The organism is Cronobacter muytjensii ATCC 51329 (assembly GCF_001277195.1).
Classification (GTDB): Bacteria; Pseudomonadota; Gammaproteobacteria; order Enterobacterales; family Enterobacteriaceae; genus Cronobacter; species Cronobacter muytjensii.
Window position 1 is genome coordinate 1,682,576 of the sequence record NZ_CP012268.1, and the last position, 24,659, is coordinate 1,707,234.

General features: G+C 55.3%; 30 protein-coding genes and 1 pseudogene. 29 read left to right on the plus strand and 2 right to left on the minus strand.

Annotated elements, in window-relative coordinates; all coding sequences use genetic code 11:
• Nucleotides 1-61: 61 nt before the first annotated feature.
• From AFK63_RS21205 to arsC, 29 genes and pseudogenes are all read left to right on the plus strand, one after another.
• A complete protein-coding gene (locus AFK63_RS21205) occupies nucleotides 62-361 on the plus strand; it encodes a hypothetical protein (protein WP_144420896.1) in 300 nt (99 codons plus the stop codon).
• Between the two features lie 375 nt (nucleotides 362-736).
• On the plus strand, nucleotides 737-1,096 hold the full coding sequence (locus AFK63_RS20335) for an HNH endonuclease (protein WP_038862676.1): 360 nt from the start codon (nucleotides 737-739) through the stop codon (nucleotides 1,094-1,096).
• A gap of 165 nt (nucleotides 1,097-1,261) precedes the next feature.
• The gene (locus tag AFK63_RS07845; protein ID WP_038862678.1) at nucleotides 1,262-1,690 is read left to right on the plus strand and encodes a phage terminase small subunit P27 family; all 429 of its coding nucleotides are present in this window, start codon (nucleotides 1,262-1,264) and stop codon (nucleotides 1,688-1,690) included.
• A gap of 3 nt (nucleotides 1,691-1,693) precedes the next feature.
• Nucleotides 1,694-3,421 (plus strand): terminase large subunit, encoded by a 1,728-nt coding sequence (locus tag AFK63_RS07850; protein ID WP_038862680.1) that lies wholly within the window; start codon nucleotides 1,694-1,696, stop codon nucleotides 3,419-3,421.
• On the plus strand, nucleotides 3,418-3,567 hold the full coding sequence (locus AFK63_RS21475; RefSeq protein WP_165765736.1) for a hypothetical protein: 150 nt from the start codon (nucleotides 3,418-3,420) through the stop codon (nucleotides 3,565-3,567). The genes AFK63_RS07850 and AFK63_RS21475 overlap by 4 nt, the downstream gene beginning before the upstream one ends.
• Complete coding sequence (locus AFK63_RS07855; RefSeq protein WP_038862681.1) at nucleotides 3,567-4,808, plus strand: phage portal protein; 1,242 nt, start codon at nucleotides 3,567-3,569, stop codon at nucleotides 4,806-4,808. The genes AFK63_RS21475 and AFK63_RS07855 overlap by 1 nt, the downstream gene beginning before the upstream one ends.
• The gene (locus AFK63_RS07860) at nucleotides 4,801-5,424 is read left to right on the plus strand and encodes an HK97 family phage prohead protease (RefSeq protein WP_038862682.1); all 624 of its coding nucleotides are present in this window, start codon (nucleotides 4,801-4,803) and stop codon (nucleotides 5,422-5,424) included. The genes AFK63_RS07855 and AFK63_RS07860 overlap by 8 nt, the downstream gene beginning before the upstream one ends.
• 76 nt (nucleotides 5,425-5,500) lie before the next feature.
• A complete protein-coding gene (locus AFK63_RS07865; RefSeq protein ID WP_007749435.1) occupies nucleotides 5,501-6,721 on the plus strand; it encodes a phage major capsid protein in 1,221 nt (406 codons plus the stop codon).
• A gap of 23 nt (nucleotides 6,722-6,744) precedes the next feature.
• Complete coding sequence (locus AFK63_RS20340) at nucleotides 6,745-6,993, plus strand: Ig-like domain-containing protein (protein WP_236613098.1); 249 nt, start codon at nucleotides 6,745-6,747, stop codon at nucleotides 6,991-6,993.
• Nucleotides 6,994-7,027: 34 nt separating this feature from the next.
• Entirely contained in the window at nucleotides 7,028-7,345 is a 318-nt protein-coding gene (locus AFK63_RS07870) for a head-tail connector protein (protein ID WP_038862685.1), read from the plus strand.
• Entirely contained in the window at nucleotides 7,342-7,737 is a 396-nt protein-coding gene (locus tag AFK63_RS07875) for a phage head closure protein (RefSeq protein WP_038862686.1), read from the plus strand. The genes AFK63_RS07870 and AFK63_RS07875 overlap by 4 nt, the downstream gene beginning before the upstream one ends.
• Complete coding sequence (locus AFK63_RS07880) at nucleotides 7,730-8,248, plus strand: hypothetical protein (RefSeq protein WP_038862688.1); 519 nt, start codon at nucleotides 7,730-7,732, stop codon at nucleotides 8,246-8,248. Before AFK63_RS07875 ends, AFK63_RS07880 begins: the two co-directional genes overlap by 8 nt.
• Nucleotides 8,245-8,805 carry a Gp37 family protein gene (locus AFK63_RS07885; protein ID WP_038862690.1) on the plus strand — a complete coding sequence of 187 codons (561 nt, stop codon included), beginning with the start codon at nucleotides 8,245-8,247 and terminating at the stop codon, nucleotides 8,803-8,805. Before AFK63_RS07880 ends, AFK63_RS07885 begins: the two co-directional genes overlap by 4 nt.
• 5 nt (nucleotides 8,806-8,810) lie before the next feature.
• The gene (locus AFK63_RS20345; protein ID WP_071603679.1) at nucleotides 8,811-8,966 is read left to right on the plus strand and encodes a DUF2635 domain-containing protein; all 156 of its coding nucleotides are present in this window, start codon (nucleotides 8,811-8,813) and stop codon (nucleotides 8,964-8,966) included.
• Entirely contained in the window at nucleotides 8,967-10,808 is a 1,842-nt protein-coding gene (locus AFK63_RS07890) for a phage tail sheath subtilisin-like domain-containing protein (protein WP_038862691.1), read from the plus strand. It abuts the gene before it with no gap.
• Nucleotides 10,801-11,157 carry a phage tail tube protein gene (locus tag AFK63_RS07895; RefSeq protein ID WP_007668785.1) on the plus strand — a complete coding sequence of 119 codons (357 nt, stop codon included), beginning with the start codon at nucleotides 10,801-10,803 and terminating at the stop codon, nucleotides 11,155-11,157. The genes AFK63_RS07890 and AFK63_RS07895 overlap by 8 nt, the downstream gene beginning before the upstream one ends.
• Nucleotides 11,154-11,480, plus strand: a complete 327-nt coding sequence (locus AFK63_RS07900; protein WP_007668776.1) for a phage tail assembly protein — start codon at nucleotides 11,154-11,156, stop codon at nucleotides 11,478-11,480. The genes AFK63_RS07895 and AFK63_RS07900 overlap by 4 nt, the downstream gene beginning before the upstream one ends.
• Before the next feature lie 87 nt (nucleotides 11,481-11,567).
• Complete coding sequence (locus tag AFK63_RS07905; RefSeq protein WP_038862693.1) at nucleotides 11,568-13,481, plus strand: phage tail tape measure protein; 1,914 nt, start codon at nucleotides 11,568-11,570, stop codon at nucleotides 13,479-13,481.
• 35 nt (nucleotides 13,482-13,516) lie between these two features.
• A complete protein-coding gene (locus tag AFK63_RS07910; RefSeq protein ID WP_038862694.1) occupies nucleotides 13,517-14,836 on the plus strand; it encodes a DNA circularization protein in 1,320 nt (439 codons plus the stop codon).
• Entirely contained in the window at nucleotides 14,833-15,897 is a 1,065-nt protein-coding gene (locus AFK63_RS07915; RefSeq protein ID WP_038862695.1) for a phage baseplate assembly protein, read from the plus strand. The genes AFK63_RS07910 and AFK63_RS07915 overlap by 4 nt, the downstream gene beginning before the upstream one ends.
• Nucleotides 15,897-16,481 carry a phage baseplate assembly protein V gene (locus AFK63_RS07920; protein ID WP_038862696.1) on the plus strand — a complete coding sequence of 195 codons (585 nt, stop codon included), beginning with the start codon at nucleotides 15,897-15,899 and terminating at the stop codon, nucleotides 16,479-16,481. The genes AFK63_RS07915 and AFK63_RS07920 overlap by 1 nt, the downstream gene beginning before the upstream one ends.
• Nucleotides 16,482-16,484: 3 nt before the next feature.
• Nucleotides 16,485-16,901 (plus strand): phage GP46 family protein, encoded by a 417-nt coding sequence (locus AFK63_RS07925; RefSeq protein ID WP_007668762.1) that lies wholly within the window; start codon nucleotides 16,485-16,487, stop codon nucleotides 16,899-16,901.
• A pseudogene (locus AFK63_RS07930) lies at nucleotides 16,894-17,958 on the plus strand (baseplate J/gp47 family protein); the annotation flags it as partial. The gene AFK63_RS07925 and the pseudogene AFK63_RS07930, both read left to right, overlap by 8 nt.
• A 329-nt stretch (nucleotides 17,959-18,287) precedes the next feature.
• The gene (locus AFK63_RS07935; protein WP_007749373.1) at nucleotides 18,288-18,860 is read left to right on the plus strand and encodes a YmfQ family protein; all 573 of its coding nucleotides are present in this window, start codon (nucleotides 18,288-18,290) and stop codon (nucleotides 18,858-18,860) included.
• Nucleotides 18,861-18,915: 55 nt separating this feature from the next.
• Nucleotides 18,916-20,139 (plus strand): phage tail fiber protein, encoded by a 1,224-nt coding sequence (locus tag AFK63_RS07940; protein WP_038862698.1) that lies wholly within the window; start codon nucleotides 18,916-18,918, stop codon nucleotides 20,137-20,139.
• 5 nt (nucleotides 20,140-20,144) lie between these two features.
• On the plus strand, nucleotides 20,145-20,576 hold the full coding sequence (locus AFK63_RS07945; protein ID WP_038862699.1) for a tail fiber assembly protein: 432 nt from the start codon (nucleotides 20,145-20,147) through the stop codon (nucleotides 20,574-20,576).
• A 715-nt stretch (nucleotides 20,577-21,291) separates the two neighbouring features.
• Nucleotides 21,292-21,645 (plus strand): metalloregulator ArsR/SmtB family transcription factor, encoded by a 354-nt coding sequence (locus AFK63_RS07955; RefSeq protein ID WP_007749371.1) that lies wholly within the window; start codon nucleotides 21,292-21,294, stop codon nucleotides 21,643-21,645.
• An 89-nt stretch (nucleotides 21,646-21,734) separates the two neighbouring features.
• On the plus strand, nucleotides 21,735-23,018 hold the full coding sequence (locus AFK63_RS07960) for an arsenic transporter (protein ID WP_038862700.1): 1,284 nt from the start codon (nucleotides 21,735-21,737) through the stop codon (nucleotides 23,016-23,018).
• Nucleotides 23,019-23,067: 49 nt separating this feature from the next.
• Nucleotides 23,068-23,496, plus strand: coding sequence for a glutaredoxin-dependent arsenate reductase (arsC, locus tag AFK63_RS07965; RefSeq protein ID WP_007749369.1), 429 nt, complete (start codon nucleotides 23,068-23,070; stop codon nucleotides 23,494-23,496).
• A 66-nt stretch (nucleotides 23,497-23,562) separates the two neighbouring features.
• Here arsC and arsH read toward each other — a convergent pair whose 3' ends face one another.
• Nucleotides 23,563-24,276 (minus strand): arsenical resistance protein ArsH, encoded by a 714-nt coding sequence (gene arsH / locus AFK63_RS07970; protein ID WP_038862806.1) that lies wholly within the window; start codon nucleotides 24,274-24,276, stop codon nucleotides 23,563-23,565.
• Nucleotides 24,277-24,281: 5 nt separating this feature from the next.
• Entirely contained in the window at nucleotides 24,282-24,614 is a 333-nt protein-coding gene (locus AFK63_RS07975) for an ArsR/SmtB family transcription factor (RefSeq protein WP_007749362.1), read from the minus strand.
• Between the last annotated feature and the right edge of the window lie 45 nt (nucleotides 24,615-24,659).

Sequence of the window (24,659 nt, forward strand, 5' to 3'; positions counted from 1 at the left end):
TCTGACATCGCATTTTAAGAATGCGACGCAATTAAAGGATAGTGTGGGGGTGAAAATGGTTATGTCGGAAGTGGAAACATATTACATAAACAGTAATGATAATAGTCGGTTAGTAAGATATGATGTCATTAAAATTGATGATGATTCCTTTGTTGTAAAGGTTTTTGATAACGAGTATCTTGGTAAATCTTTACCTAGCTTTATGTATGAAATAGCAGAAATCAAAATTAACAGAGATGATTTCAATCTTGAAAATAATATTGGATCGACATCTGTATTAAGAAATTGCTTGCCTACTTCATTTAACGGTCATGTGTTGGTTAAATGTCAGCAACATCGGGATTCACTGGAGTCACGATAGTATCAATAATGGCGGTTTATGTGGTGCGTATTCAGGCATGTATGTCAGTCGAATGTTTTTATAAGCTCTGGACATATGTGTAGATAGCTCCAGAAACCTCCAGTTCACTTACGAACTTGTGTTTATAATATCAAAAACCTGCGTTCTACTTGTTAAGGTAGTTTCAGTCTCCAAGTAAATTTAACATCTTTAATTTATATTTATGATAATTACAAAGTCTTTGATAAGCCCAAACCTTTTCCCTCGACGAAAGGTTGATGCCCAACTTGCCTCACTTATGTGGGGCTTTTTTTTAAGATGAAGCACCCGCTTCGTTTAGCAGTAGTCATTTCTTATTACAACCCTTTCCCTGCTGTCCCCTGCAAGAAATCACATATGCCCCCAAGAATTCCTAAAGCCTGCCGTAAACGTGGATGTGGTAAATCAACTACAGACAGAAGCGGATACTGCGAAGTGCATAAAGGCGCTGGCTGGGAACGACACAATAAAGGGCGGTCAGCAGCACAGCGAGGCTATGGTGCTGAGTGGCGAAAGGTAAGGAACCTAGTTATCAAGCGCGACAAGGGGTTGTGTCAGACCTGTAAGCGTGAGGGCGTCATTCGTCCCGGTTCAAGCGTCGACCATATCATCGCTAAAGCTCACGGGGGCACAGACGACCCGAGTAATCTCGAATGCATTTGCTCTGAACATCACAAGGCTAAAACAGCGAGAGAGCGACTGAGCGTGATGCGGTGAATGATGCAGAACATAAGGGAGAGCGAGCAGGGAGGGGCGGGGGTAAATCTCTGGTGAATAAAGCGTTCCAGACTGCCCGCCCCGCTAAATTTTTACGCGTGAGAAATAAGAATTTTTTTCCGGGAGGCTTTTTGCCGGTTTCTTGCTCAACCAGGAGGTGAATTTATGGCCGGAGTCCGGGCCGCTGGTGGAGGTCGAAAGAAGAATCTCCCTGTAAGCGGCAAAAGCTCAATTACAAATATCAGACCGCCGCAAGAGCTAATGAGCGCCGTTGCTGTGAAGGTCTGGAAAAGCACCTCAAAGATACTTATTGAGCGTGGTTTATTTGAACCGGAGGACGCTCCTGTCCTCATGGCCTACTGTAATGCATTTCACCTCATGATCGAAGCCGAGAAGATGATCGCAACCAGTGGAATCATCGCTACCGGCGAGAGCGGCATCAAAAAACATCCCGCGATTAATGTTCGAAACGATGCCGTAGCGCAGATAACCAGGCTTGGCTCGTTGCTGGGCCTGGACCCTATGAGTCGTGCGCGTATGCTCGGCGCGGGTACGCCTGACGATGAAGAGGGAAATGAATTTGATGAGTTTTAACTTATGGCGACCTATCCGAACGTTAACGACGCGAATCGCTACGCGCGGGATGTTGTCGCCGGGAAGATTCTCGCCTGCCGTTATGTAAAGCTCGCGTGTCAGCGCCATCTTAATGACCTTGAGCGGGCCAAAGATCAGCGCTGGCCATACAGGTTCGACAGAGATAAAGCCGAGCGTTTTTGTCGCTTCTCGCAAAAAATGCCCCACACGTCCGGCGAATGGGCCCGTAAAAAGCTCCGGCTGACGCTGGAGGACTGGCAAAAGTTTTGTTTCTGCGTTTCGTTTGGCTGGGTTCGCAAATCAGATGGACTTCGCCGCTTCCAGGAGATTTACATCGAGGTTCCCCGTAAGAACGGGAAATCACTCATCGCTGCCAGCGTGGGCATTTATATGTTCTGCGCGGACGACGAGCACGGCGCTGAAGTTTACTGCGGAGCCACAACAGAAAAGCAGGCGTTTAAAGTCTTTGAACCTGCGCGTCAAATGGTGCAGAAACTCCCGGCGCTGCGTAAGCGCTTCTCAATAAAGCCGTGGGCAAAAAAAATGACCCGGCCAGATGGCTCGGTGTTTGCGCCGATTGTCGGCGACCCTGGTGATGGTGACTCGCCGAGCTGTGCGATTATCGACGAGTATCACGAACACGCCACAGATGCGCTTTACACGACAATGACGACCGGGCAGGGCGCGCGTGAACAGCCACTGACGCTCATCATCACGACAGCGGGCTACGATATTGCCTCGCCCTGTTATGACAAGCGCTCACAGGTGGTGGAAATTCTTGAGGGCATTCGCACTGACGGTGCAAATGAGACGATTTTCGGCATCATTTACACCCTTGATAAGGATGACGACTGGACCTCTGAGGAAGCCATTCGGAAAGCGAACCCTAACCTTGGCGTTTCGCTCAAGCCTGAATTTCTGCGCGCCAAGCAGGAGCTTGCAAAAACTACCCCGAGCCAGACTAACAAGATCCTGACCAAGCACTTCAACCTTTGGGTCTCAAGTAAAGCCGCGTTTTACAACATGCAGCGCTGGCAGGAGGCTGCCGACCCGTCGCTGACGCTTGCCGATTTTGAGGGAGAGCCGTGTTATCTCGGGATCGACCTGGCATCAAAGCTCGACCTCAACGCCGTGGTGCCAGTATTCATGCGGGAAATCGATGGGCTTAAACACTTTTACTGCATCGGCGCTCAGTTCTGGGTGCCAGAGGATACGGTTTACTCAACAGATCCGCAGCTAAAACGCACCGCCGAGCGCTATCAGTCGTTTGTTAATCAAGGTGTGCTGATCCCGACCGATGGCGCAGAAGTCGATTATCGGGTGATTTTCGAGTCGATTCTCAGGCTCCGTGACACGGTGAAAATCGAGATATGCCCCATCGACCCTTACGGCGCGACGTCACTGGCGCATATGCTCAACGATGAAGGGCTAAATCCTGTCACCATTACGCAGAACTTTACGAACATGTCCGACCCGATGCGAGAAATCGAGGCCGCGCTCGCGGCTGGCCGTTTCCATCACGATGGAAACCCGATCCTGACCTGGTGCATCCAGAACGTTGTCGGCAAGTATTACGCAGGCTCTGACGATGTTGTCCGTCCGACCAAAGAGGGCAACGAGAACAAAATTGACGGCGCAGTCGCGGCAATGATGGGTGTTGGCCGGGCCATGCTCAACGAGCCAGGCGATTTCCTTTCTAATCTCGACGACGAGGACATTCTAGCTATATGAAAATCCACGACCTGTTTGGCGTCGCAGGCTTTGGCTTGCTTGTTGCTGCCAGCTACCTGCGCTTTGGTCTGGCTCCGGCACTGGCGGTTGCTGGTAGCGGTTTTCTGATAACCGGGCTCGCAATGGCCCGCAACAGGAGGCGCTGATGTTACTCGACGCGTTTTTCCGTTCTGACCCTAACGCAGGGCAGGGTAATCCCGAAAATCCCGCCACACCGCTGACAGGCGAAAATATCGCGACAACGTCCGGCATGGTTTCAGACGTTTTTGTCTCGCCTGAGACGGCTATGAAACTGGCGGCGGTTTATTCCTGTATTTACGTTATCTCGTCGAACCTGGCGCAAATGCCCCTACACGTTTTGCGGCGCGAAGGGAAAAACGTTCGGCAGGCAACAGAACATCCAGTTTTCCATCTCGTTCATGACGAGCCGAACCCGTGGGAGACCTCGTATAAATGGCGCGAGCTGATGCAACGCCACGTTTTAGGTTGGGGCAATGCGTACACAGAGATTAAACGCAACCGGCGCGGCGAGGTTATCGAGCTGGCGCACCGGATGCCGTGGGAGTCGTGTCTGACTAAATTTGATGGCCGCTGGCGTTACGCGATTTACACCGACGAAGGGAGCTGGTCGGTTCACCCCGACGATATGGTTCATATTAAGGCGATTGGTAACTGCGACAAATGGGGGATCTCCCCGATTATGCAGCACGCGCAAACTATCGGCTTGGGACTCTCGGGGCAGAAGTATACAGAGAGTTTTTTTAACGGCAATGCGCGCCCGGCGGGGATAGTGTCCGTTAAGCAGGAGCTGAACGATAAATCGTGGGATCGGCTTAAAAAAATCTGGCAGAAAGCTGCTGCCGCGCTCCGTTCGCAGGAAAACAAAACACTCTTACTCCCTGCCGAGCTGGATTACAAAGCCCTGACCATATCGCCAGTAGACGCGCAGCTCGTCGAAATGATGAAGCTAAACCGCAGCATGATAGCGGGGATTTTCAATGTGCCGGCGCACATGATTAACGACCTCGAAAAAGCGACGTTTTCCAATATTTCCGAGCAGTCGATCCAGTTCGTGCGATTCACGATTATGCCGTGGGTTGTTAACTGGGAGCAGGAGCTAAATCGCCGCTTGTTTACCCGGCAGGAGCTGGCCGCCGGTTATTACGTCAAATTCAATCTGGCCGGGCTGTTGCGTGGTACGCCGAAAGAGCGAGCCGAGTTCTATCACTACGCAATCACCGACGGCTGGTTAAGCCGTAACGAAGTCCGGGCGCTGGAAGATAAAAACCCGGTTCCGGGGCTTGATGAGATGCTCGTGTCGGTCAATGCGGCGCAGACAAGCGGAAGTAAAGACAAAACCCCGGAGGGAAATCCTGACAATGAGTGATATTGAAAAGCGCTGTTACGTTGGTGACGTCCGCGCCGCTGAGGTTGAGGGCGAACCAACCAAAATTATTGGCTATGCGTCTGTATTTAACAGCCGTTCTGAGCTGATTTTCGGCTCGTTCCGCGAAGTGATTAAGCCGGGAGCGTTTGACGACGTCCTCGGCGACGATGTTCGCGCCCTGTTTAACCATGACCCTAATTTTATTTTAGGACGCAGCTCGGCGGGGACGTTGTCCCTCTCTGTCGACGACAGAGGCTTGCGTTACGAAATCACTGCTCCACAAACGCAGACAATCCGCGATCTGGTTCTCGCGCCGATGCAGCGCGGAGACATTTCACAAAGCTCCTTTGCGTTCCGTGTCGCCCGCGACGGCGAACGCTGGTATCAGGATGAAGACGGCGTCGTCGTTCGCGAAATTACTCGCTTTTCCCGCTTGCTGGACGTTTCGCCTGTCACCTATCCGGCTTATCAGGAGGCCGATAGCGCCGTCCGTTCGCTGGAGCAGTGGCGCAGCCAACAGGCAGAGCAGGATCAGCGGAGTGCTGAGGCGCGGCAAAAGCAGGCGACAGAGAAAGCCGCTCGCGAGCGTGTTCTCGACCTGATAGCGCGACCGTAATTTTAAATAAACAATTCATTAAACAACCTCGCTTCGGCGGGGTTTTTTTATATCTGAAAAAAGAGTGATAGATCTCATGAAATTGCACGAAATGCAGCAAAAACGCGCCACTATCGCCGCTGAAATGCGCGCCCTGAACGAAAAAATCGGCGACGGGTCCTGGACTGAGGAACAGCGCAGCCAGTGGGACAATGCAAAGCACGAATACGACAAGCTCGACGCGGCGATTAAGCGCGAGGAAGAACTCCGCGCGATGGATAATATCCTCGCAGCCGAAAACGAACCCGAACACCGCAACAACCCGGAGGGCTCCGAAGATGAACGTCGCGCCGCTGTTTTCGACAAGTTTGTCCGCCACGGCTTAGGGGAGCTGTCAACGGAAGAAAAGCGCACTCTAAAAGAGTTCCGCGCCCAGGGTATCGACGACGGCGAGGGCGGCGGTTCTAAAGGCGGTTTCACTGTGCCGAAACAGTTCCGAAACCGTGTCGTTGAGGCAATGAAAGCCTACGGCGGGATCGCGGGTGTTTGCCAGATTCTGAGCACCTCGAACGGTCAGGATATCGACTGGACTTACAGTGACGGCACCGCTGATATGGGCGTGATGCTCGGAGAGAACGAGGAAGCGAGCGAAGGCGATGTCACTTTCGAGCCGATCACTATCGGTGCCAAAAAAATGACGTCGAAAATTATCCGCGTTTCTAACGAGCTGTTATTGGATAGCGGCATCGACATGAACGGCTATCTGGCCGCACGTATCGCGCAGCGCCTGGGCCGTGGCGAAGCAGCGCAAATCGTTAACGGTGACGGCACCGGTAAAAACGTTAAAGGCTTGGCTAAGTGGGTGACGAAAACCACATCCGCCGCAGCCGCTGACGCGTTTACTTGGGAGGAGTTGCTCGCGCTGAAACACAGCGTCGATCCGGCCTATCGCAATTCGCCGAAATTCCGCTTTGCATTTAACGACAATACCCTGCTGAAAATCTCCTCTATGAAAGATGCGCAGGGCCGTCCGCTCTGGCTCCCGGATGTGGTTGGTATGGCACCGGCGACCGTGCTCAACGTGCCTTACGTTATTGATCAGGCGATTGCCGATATTGGCGCGGGTAAACAGTTCGTGTATTGCGGTGACTTTGACCGCTTCATCTTACGCCGTGTGGCGTACATGACCCTGATGCGACTCACTGAGCGTTACGCGGAATATGATCAGGTAGGCTTCCTGGCATTCCATCGCTTCGACTGCGCCCTCGAAGATGCCGCAGCGGTTAAAGCGCTGGTCGGTAAAGCCGAGGCAAAGTAACAGGGGTGACGCTTGACCCGACCGTGCTTTCTGTCGCGGTCGGCACAGCCTCGCCAATTAAAGCAAGTGTCACCCCTGCAAACGCCACAAACAAGGCGCTTCACTGGACGTCAGGAGACGAAGCCATTGCAACCGTTGACGCCTCGGGCGTTGTTACTGGCGTCGCTGAGGGCGGCCCGGTAGACGTTACCGCGACAGCGGCGGACGGCTCCGGCGTTTCTGCTTCCTGCGCCGTCACTGTCACAGCGGAAAAGCGAACTAAATCTAAATAACGCCCTCCGGGGCGTTTTTTATTGAGGCCGAGCCGTGATTCTTTCCCTTTCAGAAATTAAAACGCAGTTGCGTATTGAGGAGGATTTCACCGAGGAGGACGCGCTTTTAACCCTCCTCGGCGGGGCCGCTGAGGCCCGCACCTCGAATTACCTCAACCGCAGGTTATACGCGACGGAAGTCCCCGACACTGACGAGGACGGACTCGTCGTATCTGACGATATCCGCCAGGCGATGCTGATGCTCTGTAGTCATCTTTATGAAAACCGATCATCAACGTCTGACGTGGAAATGACGGAGATGCCGCAGTCGTTTAAATGGCTTGTCGATGCATACAGGTTTATCCCGCTATGAAAAGAAGTCCGTCACAGACAGCGACGCGCTATTCATTTCCCGACCCCGGAGAGCTTAACCGACGCGTTCAGTTCAGAAAGCGCGTTGATTCACCGGCGGCTGATTTCGGCACGGAAAGCGAGGAGCTCGACACCTTCCGGGTGTGGGCGAGAGTCCAGCAAACCGGCGCGACGACTTATCAGTCCTCTGTTCAGACTGGCGAGGCCGTGACGCACCTCATCACGATTCGCTACCGGTCGGGCATGTCGAACGAGTGGCAAATCGTGTTGCCCGGAGGTGAGGTTTTGCGCGTCCGCAGAATCCGGGATCTCAATTCCGAGCACCGGTTCTTGCTCCTGGAGTGCGAGAGCCTCGGCGACGCGGATCACTACTGTGGGGTGGTTTATGGCTGATTCCCCTCTCTTTCACGTCGATTACGACGTCCCGGAGCAGATGGAGTTTAAACGCCCCGTCATGCGCCAGGCATTCGTCAAAATCGGTCAGGTTCACATGAAGGATGCCCGTCGGCTGGTAATGAAACGGGGGACGTCGAAACCTGGCGAAAACCCCGGATACAAAACCGGCAGGCTGGCGCGCTCAATCGGCTATTACGTTCCGCGCGCCTCGAAAAACCGTCCCGGCCTGATGGTGCGTATCGCGCCGAACCAGAAACGGGGCGAGGGCAACCGGCCCATTGAGGGCGACTTTTACCCGGCTTTCCTGTTCTACGGCGTTCGCCGTGGCGCGAAGCGGCAGCGCTCGCACCACAAAGGCAAATCCGGCGGCTCCGGGTGGAAAGTTGCCCCACGTAATAACTACATGACCGAAGTGTTAGAGCGTCGCAAAGCCTGGACGCGCTACACACTGCAACGCGCGTTACGAAAAGCCTTGCGACCGCCGAAAGTCAGGAGGGTAAGGTCATGAAATTATCGTTAATTATCGAGGCGTTGAGAGAGCGCGCTCCGTCTTTTAAATCGCGAGTCGCGGGCGCGGCTGAGTTTCAGGCGCTGGAGCCTAACGCAAAGATGATGCTTCCCGCCGCTTACGTCATTCCGACCGGCGATACCGTCTCCCACCAGGAGTCTCAAACCGACTACTACCAGGTTGTGAATGAGGGTTTCGCCGTGGTTGTCGTGCTCGACAACCGGCGGGACATGCGCGGGCAGGCTGCCGCGTTTGATGCCGTCGATTCAATCCGGGCGGAGATATTCGGCGCGATTCTCGGATGGGAGCCGGACGATTGCACACACCAGATCACCTATGACGGCGGGCAGGTGGTCGAAATGAACCGCGCCGCGCTTTATTACCAGTTCGATTTTACTGCTGAACGGGAAATAACCGACATAGACACGCGCCATCACCGCGATCTGGACGAGCTTGTCCCGCTCGAAACGGTGGCTATCGATATGGACTTTATCGACCCCGACAACGGGCCGGACGGCGACATCGAGCATCACGACGAAATCCACTTCACGGAGTAAACCCCATGTTTGTCATTCCAGTTAACGGGCGGAAAGTTCCCGATCCGCGCCGGGGCGACTTTTTGCCCGAAAAGGGGAGAAATGTCGAAAAAAACTCCTACTGGCTCCGCCGTCTCATGGACGGCGATGTAAAAGAAACCTCTCAAAAAAAGGGCGATTAAGTGTCTGTTAGTTTTGATTCCATCCCTTCAAATATCCGCGTTCCGCTGTTTTATGCGGAAATGGATAACAGCAAGGCCAACACCGCGCAGACCTCCGCGCCCGCGCTCCTGATTGGTCAGGCGCTGGAAGATGCAACCATCGAGCGTAATAAGCTGGTTCTGATGCCGACCGCCGATCAGGCACGCAAGTTATGCGGGCAGGGATCACCGCTGGCGCGCATGGTGGACGCCTATCGCAAAACAGATCCGTTTGGCGAGCTGTATGTTATCGCCGTTTCTGACCCGGAAGGGGCTCCGGCGGTTGGTGAGGTAACGTTCTCCGGCAGCGCTAACGTGTCGGGCGCGGTCTCGCTGTATATCGGTGCCAAACGGATCGCGGGCGCGGTAACGTCCGGCGATACAGCGCTGGACGCGGCACAATCTCTGGCCGATGCCATTAATGCCGACCCCGATCTGCCTGTTCTGGCGTCCGCGACCGCTATTACCAGTGACGTAAAAATCACCGAGCTGACGGTCGCCCCGACGCTGACCGTCAAAACCGGCGAAAGCGCAGGCGTCGACGTGACCATTCTCCCGGACAACGCCACCAATAAAACCCTCTCCTGGGAATCTGACGACACCGCGATCGCCACAGTTGACGATAACGGCACCGTTACCGGTATTGCTGAAGGTGCCGCCAACGTTACCGCGACGACGACCGACGGTTCCGGGCTTTCTGGCGTATGCGCGGTTACTGTTGAACAAGGCGAAGTGCGATCAGCCAAACGAAGCCTCAAAAAAGCGACCTCCGCCCGCGCTGCCGCTGAGGTTATTGGGGCAAAAGTCACGCTGACCGCAAAATACAGCGGCGAGGCGGGCAATCAGATCCCGTTGATGCTGAACTATTACGGCGCGATTAGCGGCGAAGAAATCCCGGACGGTCTGACCGTTTCCCTGTCCGCCATGCAGGACGGCGCGGGCGTAATCAGTCTCGATAACGTGATCGCCGCGATGGGCGATGAGCCGTTCGATTTTATCGGCCTGCCATATAACGACGCCGCGACGTTAAAGCAGATGGGCGAGGAGATGAACGATTCCTCGGGCCGCTGGAGCTGGTCACGTCAGCTCTACGGGCATGTGTACACCGCCAAAATTGGCACCCTGACGGATCTCGCCGCGTTCGGGGAAGCGCTTAACGACCCGCACCTCACCATTGCGGGTTACGAGCCAAAAACGCAGACCGCGCCGGAGGAGCTTCTCGCGTCCCGCCTGGGACGTCAGGCAGTGTTTATCCGCAATGACCCGGCCCGACCGACACAGACCGGTGAAATCACCGGCGCGTTACCGGCTCCGGTGGGTGAACGTTTCTCCATGACCGAGCGCCAGTCCCTGCTGACTCACGGGATCGCCAGCTCGACCGTAAACAGCGGGACGCTTCTTATCGAGCGCGATATCACGACCTATCAGAAGAACAAATTCGGCGTGGCGGATAACAGCTATCTCGACAGCGAAACGCTCCACACCTCCGCCTATGTTCTGCGCAAGCTGAAATCGGTCATCACGACCAAATATCCGCGACACAAGCTCGCGAATGACGGGACTCGCTTCGGGCCTGGTCAGGCGATTGTTACTCCGTCCGTGTTACGCGGTGAAATGTGCGCCGCTTATCGCGAAATGGAGCTCGCCGGTATCGTCGAGAATTTCGAAGTGTTCAAAAAATACCTGATTGTTGAGCGTAACGCTGACGACCCGAACCGCGTCGACGTTCTGTTCCCGGCTGATTATGTGAATCAACTCCGCGTGTTCGCGCTTAAAAATCAGTTCCGCCTCCAGTATTCGAATGAGGAAATGGCAAATGGGTAAGATTGCAGGCACCTGTTACATCAAAGTTGACGGGCTCCAGCTCTCCGCAACCGGCGGCGTGGAGGTTCCCATGAACACGCGTCTTAAAGAGGACGTGATCGCTCTTGATGGCTCAGTCGACTACAAGGAAACGCACCGCGCGCCCTATACCAAACTCACCGCGAAAGTTCCGAAGGGGTTCCCGCGCGACAAGCTTATCAGCTCGGAAAATATGACGGTAACGAGCGAACTCGCAAACGGGGACGTGTACGTCCTTTCTAACGCGTGGGTTAATGGCGAAATGAACCATAACCCCGAGGACGGCACGGTCGACATTGAGTTTCACGGTCAGGAGGGCTTTTACCAGTGATTAAAGAAATTACACTTTCACAGCCAGTCATGGCGCACGGCGAAAAACTTCATGTGCTGGAACTACGCCCGCCGCGCTTCGATGAGGTCGAGTCCCTCGGTTTCCCGTTCACCGTTGCCGGTGATGGCGGAATGAAAATCGACAGCGCCGTCGCCCTGAAATACATCCCCGCGCTGGCGGGGATTCCCCGAAGTTCCGCTGAAAAACTGGCGCTCCGTGATGTGTTCATGATCTCCATGCATATCATGGGTTTTTTTACGTCCTCGGGAACGGAAGCGGACTCCGTCGGCGTCTCTACAACGTCGCCCACTTCTGGCGAGTAAATCCTTTAGAGCTGAAACGCGCCTCCATCTCGGATTTCGCCGAGATGGAGGCCGAAGCCGTTCGCATTAATGAGGAGTTAAAAGGCAATGGCTGACTCATTCGAGCTGAAAGCGATTATCACCGCCGTTGATCGCCTTTCAGCTCCGCTAAAGGGGATGCAACGCCAGCTAAAAGGATTCCAGAAAGAACTCTCGGGGCTGGCTGTTGGCGCGGGCGCGACGGGAACGGCGATTCTCGGCGCACTGGCTGGCGCAACAATGCAGGCGGTTGATTTTGAAAAGTCGATGGCAGATGTGCGGAAAGTCGTCGACGGGCTCGAATCGCCGGAAGCGTTCCGCCAGATGCAGGATGATATTCTCAACCTGTCGGCAAAAATCCCGCTAGCGGCAACGGAAATTGCGGACATCGTCGCGCAGGCGGGGCAGTCAGGAATAAAGCGCTCTGAGCTGTCACAGTTTGCCGAGGATGCCGCAAAAATTGGCGTGGCGTGGGATCTGTCTGGTCAGGAGGCGGGGAGGACGCTTGCGGTCTGGCGTACCGCGTTTGGGCTGACCCAAAAAGAAGTCGTCGAGCTGGCCGACAAGGTGAACTACTTAGGCAATACCGGCCCCGCGAATGCGGCCTCTATTGCTAAGGTCGTGACTGAGCTCGGCGGGATCTCGAAATCTGCGCATGTTGCCTCTGGCGATGTTGCCGCGCTGGCATCGACAATTATCGGCGTGGGTATTAATGGCGACGTCGCCAAAACAGGCATTAAAAACTTTATTTCCGGTCTTACGGGCGTTTCTACGGGGGATCAGAAGAAAGTAGCGAAAGCGCTCGGCTTTACGCCCGCCACGCTTGCCAAGAGCATGATCCAGGACTCACGCGGGACAATGCTTAAGGTTTTGGAGGGCGTCAGGAAGATGGCTCCCTATAAGCAAAACAGGATTATGGAGATCTTGTTTGGTAAGGAGTCAGCGGAGGCAATCGTCCCACTTCTCACTAACCTGGACACCTTAAAAGCTAACTTTAATAAAGTTTCGGACGCGCAGCTCTATAGCGGTGCGGCTGCTAATGAATATGCCATCGCGTCGGATACGGCAGCGGCTGATCTGGCGCGAATGAAAAACCAGGTCACACAAATTACCGTAGAGATAGGGCGCGAATTTCTTCCAGTCATACGCGACGCGGCAAAAGAGTTTATGCCGCTACTTAAAACCTTCTCTCAATTCATAAAAGATAACCCCGAAGCCGTTCGCGCCGCGGCAAAATTTGGCGTGGCTTTGCTGGGCGTTTCCGCGTCGATTGGCGCTATCTCCCAGGCGGTCAAGATCATGAATTTTGCGATGAAAATGTCGCCTGCAAAATTGCTGATCGGGGCTCTTGTCCTGGGCGCATATGAGATTATTGAACATTGGGACGAGGTCGGGCCGGTCATTAAAAAAGTGTGGCAGGAAGTCGACAACGTGGCGCAGGAGCTCGGCGGATGGGAAAACGTGATCGAGGGAGTGGGGGCGGTAATGGCGGGCTCTTTCGCGATCAAAACCCTCGGCTCGCTTCGCGAGGCTGTCGCGCTGGCCGGGGCGCTCTCCGGCACCCTCGGCAAGATTGGCAAAATGGGCGCGATGACTGTCACTATCGGCATAGCGGTCTCCATGCTTCAGGCGCTCAAAGAGCTTGAAACTGACGCTAAGGCAGCGGGTGAAAGCTCCGGGGCGTTTGCCGTGCATAAGATGCAGGCTAAGGAGCGGGAGCGCGGATATTACGGCTTCGGTGAGCGTGCGAAAGAGATATGGGCGAGTATCACCGGGCAGGACTATACCCCGCCGATCCCTGATGGCCGCTACTCGCCCAACGTTGGCCTTTCGCGCCCCGTCGGTGGACGCTCACAAAGCGAGTTAACCGTCACGTTTGAAAATGCTCCGCCAGGAATGCGGGTTATCGACCCGAAATCCGGCGATCCGTTTATGTCGGTGAAAACCGATGTCGCATATTCACCTTTCAGAAACCCAGGTTAAACCCGCTCCGGCGGGTTTTTTTATGAGGGCCGATCATGGCATTTGAAACCGGCTGGCGCGCGCGTCTGCAAAGCGCCTCCTTTCGCGGCGTTCCCTTTGAGGTTGAAAGCGATGAAGGCATTTTTGGCCGCCGCGTTCAGGTTCACGAATACCCCAACCGCGACAAGCCGTTTACCGAGGATTTGGGGCGCGCCGCGCGACGGATAACCATCAATGCTTACCTCATCGGTGACGATTACCCGGAGAAGCGCGACCGGCTTATTGCCGCCATCGAGACAGAGGGCGCGGCGACGCTGGTTCATCCCTATTACGGGGAAATGAAGGGCAATGTCGACGGTCAGGTACGCGTGACGCACAGCAATCAGGAAGGGCGAATGTGTCGCGTGTCGTTTCAGTTCGTCGAGTCCGGCGAGCTGACATTCCCGACATCCGGCACGGCAACCGACGCGAGTCTCGACAGCTCGGCGGGTTCTCTGGCCGATGCTATCTCCGGCGCTTTCTCGGCGTTCTCCCTCGACGGGTTAAGCGATTTTGTTCAGAACGGCGTTCTGGCTGACGCGGCGGAGATGTTCGACGTTATCGCCGACGCGTTCACGATGGTTGATTCCGGTATCTCCGCCGCCATGCGACTTGTGCAGGGCGATTTGTCGGTGATCCTGATGCCGCCGAGCTCCGCTAATGATTTTGTTCGCAACCTGCAAAAAGCCTGGCGGGCCGGGACACGGCTTTCCGGCAACGCCTCGGATCTGGTCACGATGGTTAAGACCATCAGCGGCGTTACCGTTGATTCCGGGTTAGCGCCTCGCGGCGTCTGGAGCACAGACAGCGGGACAACCGCCTCACGCAAGGCCCAAACGAACCTTGTCGCCTCGACGATGCGCGTCGTCTCGATATCCGAAGCGGCGCGCGCGGTCGCGCAAATCCCGACGCCACCGGGTAACAGGGCGTTGCAGGGTGGCGCAAACCCCGTATCGGATATTGTCAATATCAATCACCCTGCGCTGGATTCACAGCCCGCCACCACGGCGCGCGCCACACCGGCAACCTGGGACGATTTAACGGATATCCGCACCGCGCTTAATGCGGCGATAGACAGCGAGCAGGCCCGCACGACCGACGACGCCGTTTTTATGGCGCTGACGACGCTCCGGGCCGACCTCAACAAAGATATTTCGTCGCGTCTGGCGCAGGTGGAGAAAACCGTCTCTGTAACGCCGTCCGAGTCGCTCCCGGCGGTTGTGCTGGCGGCGCAGTGGTTCGACGACGCCAGTCGGGAAACTGACATCCTCTATCGCAACAACATAGCGCACCCCGGCTTTGTGCCGGTGGTGCCGCTGAGGGTTCCTGTCCGATGAATAATACCGTTCTCTTACGCGTGAACGGGCGCGAGTGGGGCGGGTGGACAACCGTTCGCATATCCGCCGGGGTTGACCGCGCCGCGCGCGATTTCAACGTTGAAATCACCCGCCAATGGCCCGGTGCGACAGATTCCACGCCGCAGATAAAAAACGGCGACGCGGTCGAGGTCAGAATCGGCGACGATCTTGTCCTCACCGGATGGGTTGAGGCGACGCCCGTTCGCTATAACGCGCGCTCGTTAAGCATGGCGATAGTCGGGCGCAGCAAAACCGGCGATCTGATTGATTGCACCGCCACGCCATCGCAGCACACCGGCGCAACGCTTGCGGAGATTGCCGCCTCGCTGGCCGGGCCGTTTAAAGTGAATGTCATCGACGCAGGCGCGCCGACGACCGCGCTTATTGATGCGCAGCCGCAGCACGGCGAAACGGTCATTGACTGCCTTTACCGGCTTCTCGGTCAGGTTCAGGCGCTGGTTTATGACAACGAAAAAGGCGATCTCGTCCTCGGCGTGGTCGGTTCGGCGAAAGCCGCGACGGCGCTCGTCTTGGGTGAAAACGTTCTATCGTGTGATACCGAGCGAAGCATCAAAGACCGTTTTTCTGAGTATCTCGTCACCGGTCAGCGACCGGGAACGGACGACGATTTCGGCGAGGCAACCATCGCCGCTATTAAACAAAAAAGCGGTGACAGCGCGATCACCCGTTACCGTCCCCACACAATCCAGCAAAGCGGCGCGGCGACATCGGCGACCTGTAAGGCCCGGTGCGAGTTTGAGCAGGCGCAGCGCGCCGCGAAAACACGCGAAACGACTTACACGGTTCAGGGCTGGCGTCAGGGTGACGGCGCTTTGTGGGCACCGAACATGAAAGTTATCGTCTACGACCCGTTTTGCGGCTTCGATAACGAGGAGCTGGTTATCGGTGAGGTGACCTTCATTAAGGGCGATCAGGGGACAACGACAGAGCTCCGCGTCGCGCCCGCGGATGCGTATCTCCCGCAACCGGCGGCACCCAAAAAGAAAAAATCTGGCGATGATGAGGACTGGCTTTTCTGATGGGTATCAAACAGGCGATTTCTAATCTCGCGGCGCGCGCCGTTCTGGCGGCGCTGGACTCCTCCAGAAAATGCCAGGCGGCAGGGTTAAAACTGATTGCCGGTGAAACGAAAGAGAACGTCGAATACATCGAGCCTTACGGCTTCACGTCAACCGCACACACAGGCGCGGAGGCGGTTGTCCTGTTCCCGTCGGGCGACCGTTCTCACGGCGTTGTTATCTCTGTTGCTGACCGGCGTTACCGGCTGAAAGGGCTCAAGTCTGGCGAGGTGGCTATCTACACTGACGAGGGCGACTCGATTGTTCTCAAGCGCGGGCGCGTTACCGAGATAACGACATCCGAGCTTGTGGTTAATGCTGAGTCGAAAATCTCGCTCAACGCGACGCAGCTCGTCGTGAATGCATCCTCCGGCGTCTCATTCACGACGCCGACCATCACAACAAGCGGGGACTTTTCAGCGGCTGGCGAGGTGTCCGACGGCGTCGGCACCATGTCGGCTATCCGCACCACATATAACGGACACACGCACACCGCACGGGGCGAAACCGCAGAAACGACCGGCCCTTCTGCCTCTATGGGATAACGCATGATCATCTTTGTAAATGGATTACTGAAAGAGTCGACCGACTATTTCGACGACCTTACTCGTTCCGTGATCATTTCGCTTTTTTCCTGGCGACGCGCTGAGACGGACGACGAAACCGGGCAGCCTTTCGGGTGGTGGGGTGACACTTACCCGAGTGTGGAGAACGACCGGATTGGCTCCCGCCTGTACCTGCTGCAACGGAGCAAACTCACCAACGCAACCGCGACGCGCGCGAAGGATTACGCCCGCCAGGCGCTCGCCTGGATGGAGGAGGACGGCGTCGCCGCGCGCGTCGACGTGGCCGCCACCCGAACCGGGATTAACTCGCTTCAACTGGAAGTTGTTATCTGGCAGCGGGACGGCAGCAAACACGCAATTATTTTCGATGACATATGGCAGGAGGTGTTAAATGGCTGACTCCGGCTTCTCGCGTCCAGATTTGCCAAATCTGATCGCCACAATCAGAAGTGATTTACTCACGCGATTTGAGACGGACGTCGTCCTCCGTCGCCTTGATGCAGAAGTCTATTCGCGCGTGATGGCGGCTGCCGTTCACACGCTTTATGGCTATCTCGACTATCTGGCGCGAAACATGCTTCCTGACCTTGCGGATGAGGAATGGCTTTCGCGACACGGGAATCTGAAACAAGTCCCGCGCAAACAACCAACCACGGCGGGCGGTTATGCGCGATGGGAGAGCGTGTCGTCCGGGATCACGCTGCCCGCCGGGACGGAAATGCAGACTGACGAGCAAAAGCAGTATGTAACGACCGCAGACGCGACCGTCAACGATGAGGGGGTTCTCCGTGCGCCTGTAGAAGCGGTTGATGCGGGGACAGGCGGAAATCTCGATGACAAAACGCCGCTCCGCCTGATGACGCCGGTCGCGGGCCTCTCCTCGACGGGCTATGCGGAGTCGGTTGAGGGCGGGACAGATTTAGAAGCGCTGGAGGACTGGCGCTCGCGAATCATGGCTCGCTGGTACTACACGCCGCAGGGCGGCGCGGATGCCGATTACCGGATATGGGCGACCGACGTCGCGGGGATCTCCCGCGCCTGGGTGTTCCGCCATCATGCCGGACGCGGGACGGTTGGCGTGATGCCTGCTAACAGCGATTTAGATAATCCGGTGCCGGATGAGACGCTAATCGAAGCGGTTAAACAGTACATTCTTCCGCTTGCGCCGGTGGCCGGTTCAGGCTTGTTTGTGTTCCCGCCAACGCTGAGAAAAATCGACTTCGAAATCGCGCTTGCGAAAGATACTCCGGCAATCAGGGCAGCGGTAACGAAAGAGATTAAATCGGCGCTGTTCAGGGATGGCGAGCCGTCAGGAAAGATTTATCTTTCGCGTATCAGTGAGGCGATTAGCCTGGCGACTGACCAGTTCGCGCACCGCCTGATTTCGCCAGCGAAAGACGTAGCGCTCGGCACCTATGAATTGCCGGTTATCGGGGAAATAACCTGGTCGAACTACAACGAATCTGACGTTGAAATAGATGTCTCCCTGAGCTCGTTCTCACCGAACCCCGTCACGCTGCCGGACAGCCCGGACGCATTCGCGACCGCCACCTTCACGCCTGAGAATCTGCCTTCGCTGGATGGGGTTAACATCACCTGGGATTTTGTCCCGGCAGGCGAGGGCGAACCTGACCCGTCGACGCTTTGCGTCATTACCCCGAGTGCAGATAACAGCGGCGTGAAAGCAACCGGCATCGCTCCAGGGACAGTTCATGTTCGGGTTACTGTCGAGTACAAAGGCAAGACCGCAACGGATAACTCCTATCTCGATATTGAGGAGGTTACGTGGCTGTAGAGGACGAATATACCCGCCTGTTAAAACGGCTTTTACCGCCTGGCCCTGCCTGGGAGGGGAATAATCCCCTCCTCGAAGGGCTCGCGCCGTCTCTGGCGCGGGTACATGCGCAATCGTCGGCATTAATGCGCGAGATTGATCCGGGGGCGGCGGTGCAGCTCCTCGACCGTTACGAGGCGTTATGCGGGTTGCCTGATGAATGCACCATCGAGGAAACGCAAACCCTCTCGCAGCGACAGCGGCGACTGGCGGCAAAGGTCAACGGTTACGGCGGCATTAACGAGGCGTTTTACCGGCGACAGCTCGACGCGCTCGGCTATCAGTCTGTTTCGATTACGCAGTATCAAAACGAGGCCGACAACCCACGCCCGGATATCGCCACGGACGACGACTACCGCTATTTGTGGCAGGTGAATATTCCGACGCTCGCGACGATTGACGTCATGACATGCGCATCAAGTTGCGTGGACAGCCTCCGCACCTGGGGCGATACGGTCATTGAATGCGTGATTAACAAGGTCGCCCCCTCTCATACCGAAGTCGTGTTCGCGTACACGGAATAAAGCGCTTCCTTTCACAGTTAACCCCGCTCGGCGGGTTTTTTATGAGGTAATTACTTTGCATCGTATAGACACCCCCACAGCACAAGAGGGCAAATTCGGCGCGGGCAAAAACGGCTTCACGGCTGGCGATCCGACGCTCGGCGTTCCGGCGACGCAGCTCGACGAGACCTTTTTCGATTCGGTTCAGGAGGAGATTTGCGCCGTTATCGAGGGAGTCGGGATTCAGCTTAAAAAAAGCGACCGCGCGCAGCTCTCCGCCGCCATCAACAAGATGATTCAGGCAAAGCATGAGCTGGCGCTTCTGATTAAGAACAATCTTTCAGACGTCGACGACGTCGAGCAGGCGCGGAAAAACCTCGGTCTCGGCGAGCTGGCGTTAAAAGACAGCTTAAAGGCGAGCGACGTGGGAGCCATTCCAATAACGGGAAGCACCGATATTACCGGGCCGTTGCGCACGACCGGGGAGGTGCAATCAAGCACCCCTAATGGCTTTCGCATCGCTTATGGCGGTTATGGCGCGTTCTGGCGTAATGACAGCGCAAATCTGTACCTGATGCTCACTGATAATGGTGACCCTTACGGAAGTTATAACGGCCTTCGCCCGTTTCGCGTGGATCTTGCAAAAGGAAATGTTTCCATTGGCACACCGTTATATGTCGCCAGTACGATTCAGGCAGATAAAGGCGTTCAGTCAGGTTATGTAGGCTCATATGCATTCTCTGCCCAATTTGCAACAGGAGCTGCTTTCTATGAGACGTTTAACACCACTGGTGTTAGCGAGTTTCATCCGCTTCTGAAACAGAAAGCGACGATAACCAACAAGGCCGCATGGTCTTTTTCTTACGGATCACTATGTGATAATGGCAAGCTTTCCTGGTGCCTACATATGATCGACGGAAGCGGCCATACCTATCGACACGAATGGGATACAAGCGGCAACTATACGTGTCCGGGGCAGCTTATCCCCGGTAACTATGCGAATTTTGACGCCCGTTATCAGGCGAAGAACACCGCGAATCGCGCCTCAAGTGGCTGGTATAAAGACACCTCGACCGGGTTGATTATTCAGTGGGGCGTGGCTAAACGCTCTGCCGATTCGACAAGTATCGCTTACCCGATTGCATTTCCTAATGCGGCCCTTTGTACAAATTTGACGGTGATATGGAGCGGGCATTTCACCGATCAAAACGTATTTTGCCAGCCGGTCGACCGTACCCGGTTTAATTACATTGCGGGCTCTGGCGAAGTTAGCTCTTATTTTCTGGCTATAGGTTATTAACAGACATGCCTTCTTATTATTACAGCCCAAAATTAAACGCCTTTTTTGCGGCAGCGCTGGAGAATGATTATCGCGCTTCCGGTACATGGCCTGATGATGTAACACCAATCAGTGACGATCTCTATCACTCATTAATTGAAGGGCAGGCAGACGGGAGAATCATTACTGCGGATGAAATGGGACAACCTAAGTTGATCGAACCGACAATCGACTGGCGTGCGCAAGCTGAAGCACGGCGTCAGATGCTGCTATCACAAGCTCATAGCGTAACGTCGGACTGGCGTGTTGAGTTGATGCTTGGTGCACTTCCTGAAGCAGACAAGGCCAGCCTGTCACGGTGGATGGAGTACATTCGCAAAGTGAAGGCGTTGAGCTTTACCTGCGTTAGTGATGAGCAAGGTTTTAAGACAATCACTTGGCCTGCAAAGCCTGGCTAACCCGAAGGGGGCTCAAGCTGGGTTGCGCACCGCCTTCGGGCGGTTTCTTCTTCGCCTAGTCTCGTATCACATTGATCGGTGAAAGCGATCAATGTCGTCTTATTGATCTATAGTACCAATTTCAAATCTAGCCGCTTGGCTGGTAGTGTGCCCACAAAAACTAAGTGGGTATTGTTATGCTTCCCAGGCTTACTCCCGGCGCAAAACTATTCTTAATTATTCTGTTTGGCGGCGGATTTATGCTTACTGCATTGATCGCGTACATGCTTACACCATCAGCTTCCAGCAACCAGCATTTCAGAAGGGCTTTACCCGTCAGGCTCAACTGCGATGAGCACGATTTCATTTTTGAAGGGAATGGAGAAGAGGCGAAGGAGCACATTCGGCAACTCCGGACGCGGCATTACGATCACTACTGTCTGAAGCGGGTTGGGGAGCATCAGTGGGACGTTTACGCTAAGTAGTAGTCGTACCGGTTACCTGTGATACAAGCTAAGAAAAATGATATCAATTAACGTCCGCTTAGAGCGAAAAGCGGACGTTGAATGCTCGAAGATTGATTGCATCCTTCTGGTTTACCTGTGCAGGCATACCGCAAACGAATTATCACAAGATGAGCCATTGCCAGATAAACATATCTGAATTAATGAATATATGATTGACTCACAGATTGCAGGCAGCGAGAATGTCTTCAATTCTGGACTCAGGAGTCATCATGCCTCAATTTCAGCCTCTTCAGCTTTTCAAAAATCTCTCTGATGAAACACGACTCAGTCTGGTGCTGCTGTTGCGCGAAAAAGGAGAGCTTTGCGTCTGTGAACTCACGTCAATGCTGAAAGAAAGTCAGCCTAAAATTTCCCGGCATCTGGCGTTACTCAGAGACGCCGGTCTGCTTATCGACAGGCGTGACGGCAAGTGGATTTATTATCGGTTATCACCACACATGCCCGCCTGGGCTGCTGCGGTGATTGAGCAGGCTTACCTGTGTCAGCGCGATGACATTCTGCAACTCAGTCAGCAGGCTGAAAGGAATAACGCGACCACCAACGGCAAGCCTGTCTGCATTTAAAAATTTACCCAAACACATATGATTTTTCATACTTGTTGGCAGGGCTGTCTTTAGTCCGGTTTGCAGGCTTTATATCCAAAGGAGAAAGTATGTTTCTGGCAGGCGCTATATTCGTCCTGACACTGGTGCTGGTTATCTGGCAGCCAAAGGGACTCAGTATTGGCTGGAGTGCGGTTATCGGGGCCGCGCTGGCGCTGCTGACCGGCGTGGTGCATATCGGTGATATTCCGGTTGTCTGGCAGATTGTCTGGAACGCCACGGCCACGTTTATCGCGGTTATTATCATCAGCCTGCTGCTTGATGAGTCTGGCTTTTTTGAGTGGGCTGCACTGCACGTTTCCCGCTGGGGAAGCGGCAGAGGCAGGCTGCTTTTTACGTATATTGTTCTGCTGGGCGCAACGGTAGCGGCACTGTTCGCCAATGATGGAGCGGCGCTTATCCTGACGCCAATCGTCATTGCTATGCTGCTGGCGTTGGGCTTTAGCCCCGGCGCCACGCTGGCGTTTGTGATGGCGGCAGGCTTTATCGCGGACACATCCAGCCTGCCGCTCATCGTATCGAACCTGGTCAACATCGTGACGGCGGACTTTTTTAAGTTGGGGTTCAGCGAATATGCATCTGTCATGGTGCCGGTAAATATCGCGTCCGTGGCGGCCACGCTGGTTATGCTTCACCTCTTCTTCCGTAAAGACCTCCCGGTCACTTATGACCTGGCGAAACTGAAGGTGCCACGGGAAGCCATTCGTGACATGCGAACTTTTAAAGCCGGATGGCTGGTCCTGCTCCTGCTGCTGGCCGGTTTTTTTGCCCTGGAGCCGCTCGGCGTTCCGGTCAGTCTGGTGGCTGCGGTGGCGGCATTTATTCTGTGGCTTGTTGCCCGGAAAGGGCACGTAATTGACACCGGTAAAGTGCTGAAGGGCGCGCCCTGGCAGATCGTCATCTTCTCGCTGGGTATGTATCTCGTGGTGTATGGCCTGCGCAACGCCGGGCTGACGGATTACCTCTCAGCCATCCTGAACCGGTTTGCAGAGCACGGCGTCTGGGGTGCCACGCTCGGCACCGGTTTTTTGACGGCCTTTCTGTCATCGGTGATGAACAATATGCCTACCGTCCTGGTCGGTGCCCTGTCCATTGATGGCAGCACGGCTCAGGGCGCGGTGAAGGAGGCGATGATTTACGCCAACATCATCGGCTGCGATCTCGGCCCGAAAATCACACCCATCGGCAGCCTGGCGACCCTGCTGTGGCTGCACGTTCTGGCGCAGAAAAACATCACCGTCAGCTGGGGCTACTACTTCCGCGTGGGCATTGTGATGACCCTGCCGGTGCTTTTTGTGACGCTGGCCGCGCTGGCCCTGCGCCTGTCTGTTTAACCTAAACCTCGGGGCTGCGTCTGCGCAGCCCCGTAACGGAGTACCGTTTATGACTGATATCACTATTTACCACAACCCGGCCTGTGGGACGTCGCGTAACACCCTGGCGCTTATCCGCAACAGTGGCGTGGAGCCAACAGTGATTTTGTATCTGGAGACGCCACCATCCCGCGACGAGCTGAAGAAGCTGATAGCAGATATGGGTATCAGCGTACGCGCCCTGCTGCGCAAAAATACAGAGCCGTATGAGCATATGGGGCTGGCAGAAGACCGGTTCAGCGATGATGAACTGCTGAATGCGATGCTGGCTCACCCCATCCTCATCAACCGCCCGGTGGTTGTGACGCCGCTCGGCACAAGGCTCTGTCGTCCGTCTGAAGCGGTTCTGGACATTCTGCCTGACCCGCAGCAGGGAGCATTTACGAAAGAGGACGGCGAAAAAGTCATTGATGAACACGGAAACCGGATCAGCCACTGATTTTTTCAGTGTGCTGCCGGCAGGAAGGGAGACGCAAAAACAGAAGCCGGCAGATGCCGGCTTTTTTCATATACTGCGCTGATTAACCCGCTCAGACAGCTGCGCGGCACTCTCCTTCCTTTCGCTGTAGCGATCGGTCAGGTAGTCACTGCGCCCGCGCGTCAGCAGAGTGAACTTCATCAGCTCCTCCATTACGTCCACGATGCGGTCGTAGTATGGCGAAGGCTTCATGCGACCATCTTCATCAAATTCGGCCCACGCTTTTGCCACGGATGACTGATTCGGGACAGTGATCATACGCATCCAGCGGCCGAGGATGCGCATCTGGTTGACGGCATTAAACGACTGCGAGCCGCCACTGACCTGCATAACGGCGAGAGTTTTGCCCTGAGAAGGCCGCACCGCCCCCGACGTCAGGGGTATCCAGTCTATCTGCGCCTTCATGATGCCGGTCATGGCACCGTGACGCTCCGGCGAGCACCAGACCATGCCTTCGGACCAGAGAACCAGCTCGCGCAGCTCTGCAACTTTCGGATGCGTTTCCGGGGCGTCATCGGGCAGGGGCAGGCCGGACGGGTTAAAAATTTTCACTTCGGCGCCCATTGTCGTCAGCAGCCGGGCCGCCTCTTCCGTAGTTAGACGGCTGTATGAGCGTTCCCGCAGCGAGCCGTAGAGCATCAGGATGCGGGGCGGGTGCGCTACTTCTGCAGCCCTCAGCTTATCTTCAGTCAGCGGCACGTCCAGGAGTGAAGTATCAATATTTTTCAGGATATCGTTCATGTTGTTCACAATGAGGTCTCTTCATGAGTCGTCACGGTTGACAGGCTGCAGCTGCCACCTGCACAGCATTCTTCTGTCAGAAAGGCCATCAGCTGTTCAAGCTGCGCATAGCAGGGTCTGCAGAACAGGGTACGGCTCTGCCGCTCCTGGCTGACCAGCCCGGCGGACATCAGCGCGGAAATATGATGACTGAGCGTGGAGGGCGGAATACCGAGGCGCTTCTGCAGAACGCCGACCGGCAGGCCGTCATGACCCGCTCTCACCAGCTCCCGGTACACGCTGAGACGGGTCGGGTGCCCCAGCTCCCGAAGCGCATTTGCTGCTGTATTTAAATCCATGCGGCCTCCTTAAACTATATTTCCAGAATAATGGAAATATAGTCA

Excerpts from the sequence above, each read along its gene's own strand:
- AFK63_RS07895 (WP_007668785.1), top strand. The coding sequence starts at position 10,801 with ATGGGTAAGATTGCAGGCACCTGTTACATCAAAGTTGACGGGCTCCAG.
- AFK63_RS07955 (WP_007749371.1), top strand. The coding sequence starts at position 21,292 with ATGCCTCAATTTCAGCCTCTTCAGCTTTTCAAAAATCTCTCTGATGAA.
- arsC (WP_007749369.1), top strand. The coding sequence starts at position 23,068 with ATGACTGATATCACTATTTACCACAACCCGGCCTGTGGGACGTCGCGT.
- AFK63_RS21475 (WP_165765736.1), top strand. The coding sequence starts at position 3,418 with ATGAAAATCCACGACCTGTTTGGCGTCGCAGGCTTTGGCTTGCTTGTT.
- arsH (WP_038862806.1), bottom strand. The coding sequence starts at position 24,276 with ATGAACGATATCCTGAAAAATATTGATACTTCACTCCTGGACGTGCCG.
- AFK63_RS07880 (WP_038862688.1), top strand. The coding sequence starts at position 7,730 with ATGGCTGATTCCCCTCTCTTTCACGTCGATTACGACGTCCCGGAGCAG.
- AFK63_RS07860 (WP_038862682.1), top strand. The coding sequence starts at position 4,801 with ATGAGTGATATTGAAAAGCGCTGTTACGTTGGTGACGTCCGCGCCGCT.
- AFK63_RS07855 (WP_038862681.1), top strand. The coding sequence starts at position 3,567 with ATGTTACTCGACGCGTTTTTCCGTTCTGACCCTAACGCAGGGCAGGGT.
- AFK63_RS07845 (WP_038862678.1), top strand. The coding sequence starts at position 1,262 with ATGGCCGGAGTCCGGGCCGCTGGTGGAGGTCGAAAGAAGAATCTCCCT.
- AFK63_RS07925 (WP_007668762.1), top strand. The coding sequence starts at position 16,485 with ATGATCATCTTTGTAAATGGATTACTGAAAGAGTCGACCGACTATTTC.
- AFK63_RS07910 (WP_038862694.1), top strand. The coding sequence starts at position 13,517 with ATGGCATTTGAAACCGGCTGGCGCGCGCGTCTGCAAAGCGCCTCCTTT.
- AFK63_RS07960 (WP_038862700.1), top strand. The coding sequence starts at position 21,735 with ATGTTTCTGGCAGGCGCTATATTCGTCCTGACACTGGTGCTGGTTATC.
- AFK63_RS07915 (WP_038862695.1), top strand. The coding sequence starts at position 14,833 with ATGAATAATACCGTTCTCTTACGCGTGAACGGGCGCGAGTGGGGCGGG.
- AFK63_RS07975 (WP_007749362.1), bottom strand. The coding sequence starts at position 24,614 with ATGGATTTAAATACAGCAGCAAATGCGCTTCGGGAGCTGGGGCACCCG.
- AFK63_RS07920 (WP_038862696.1), top strand. The coding sequence starts at position 15,897 with ATGGGTATCAAACAGGCGATTTCTAATCTCGCGGCGCGCGCCGTTCTG.
- AFK63_RS07850 (WP_038862680.1), top strand. The coding sequence starts at position 1,694 with ATGGCGACCTATCCGAACGTTAACGACGCGAATCGCTACGCGCGGGAT.
- AFK63_RS07905 (WP_038862693.1), top strand. The coding sequence starts at position 11,568 with ATGGCTGACTCATTCGAGCTGAAAGCGATTATCACCGCCGTTGATCGC.
- AFK63_RS21205 (WP_144420896.1), top strand. The coding sequence starts at position 62 with ATGTCGGAAGTGGAAACATATTACATAAACAGTAATGATAATAGTCGG.
- AFK63_RS20345 (WP_071603679.1), top strand. The coding sequence starts at position 8,811 with ATGTTTGTCATTCCAGTTAACGGGCGGAAAGTTCCCGATCCGCGCCGG.
- AFK63_RS07945 (WP_038862699.1), top strand. The coding sequence starts at position 20,145 with ATGCCTTCTTATTATTACAGCCCAAAATTAAACGCCTTTTTTGCGGCA.
- AFK63_RS20335 (WP_038862676.1), top strand. The coding sequence starts at position 737 with ATGCCCCCAAGAATTCCTAAAGCCTGCCGTAAACGTGGATGTGGTAAA.
- AFK63_RS07875 (WP_038862686.1), top strand. The coding sequence starts at position 7,342 with ATGAAAAGAAGTCCGTCACAGACAGCGACGCGCTATTCATTTCCCGAC.
- AFK63_RS07885 (WP_038862690.1), top strand. The coding sequence starts at position 8,245 with ATGAAATTATCGTTAATTATCGAGGCGTTGAGAGAGCGCGCTCCGTCT.
- AFK63_RS07865 (WP_007749435.1), top strand. The coding sequence starts at position 5,501 with ATGAAATTGCACGAAATGCAGCAAAAACGCGCCACTATCGCCGCTGAA.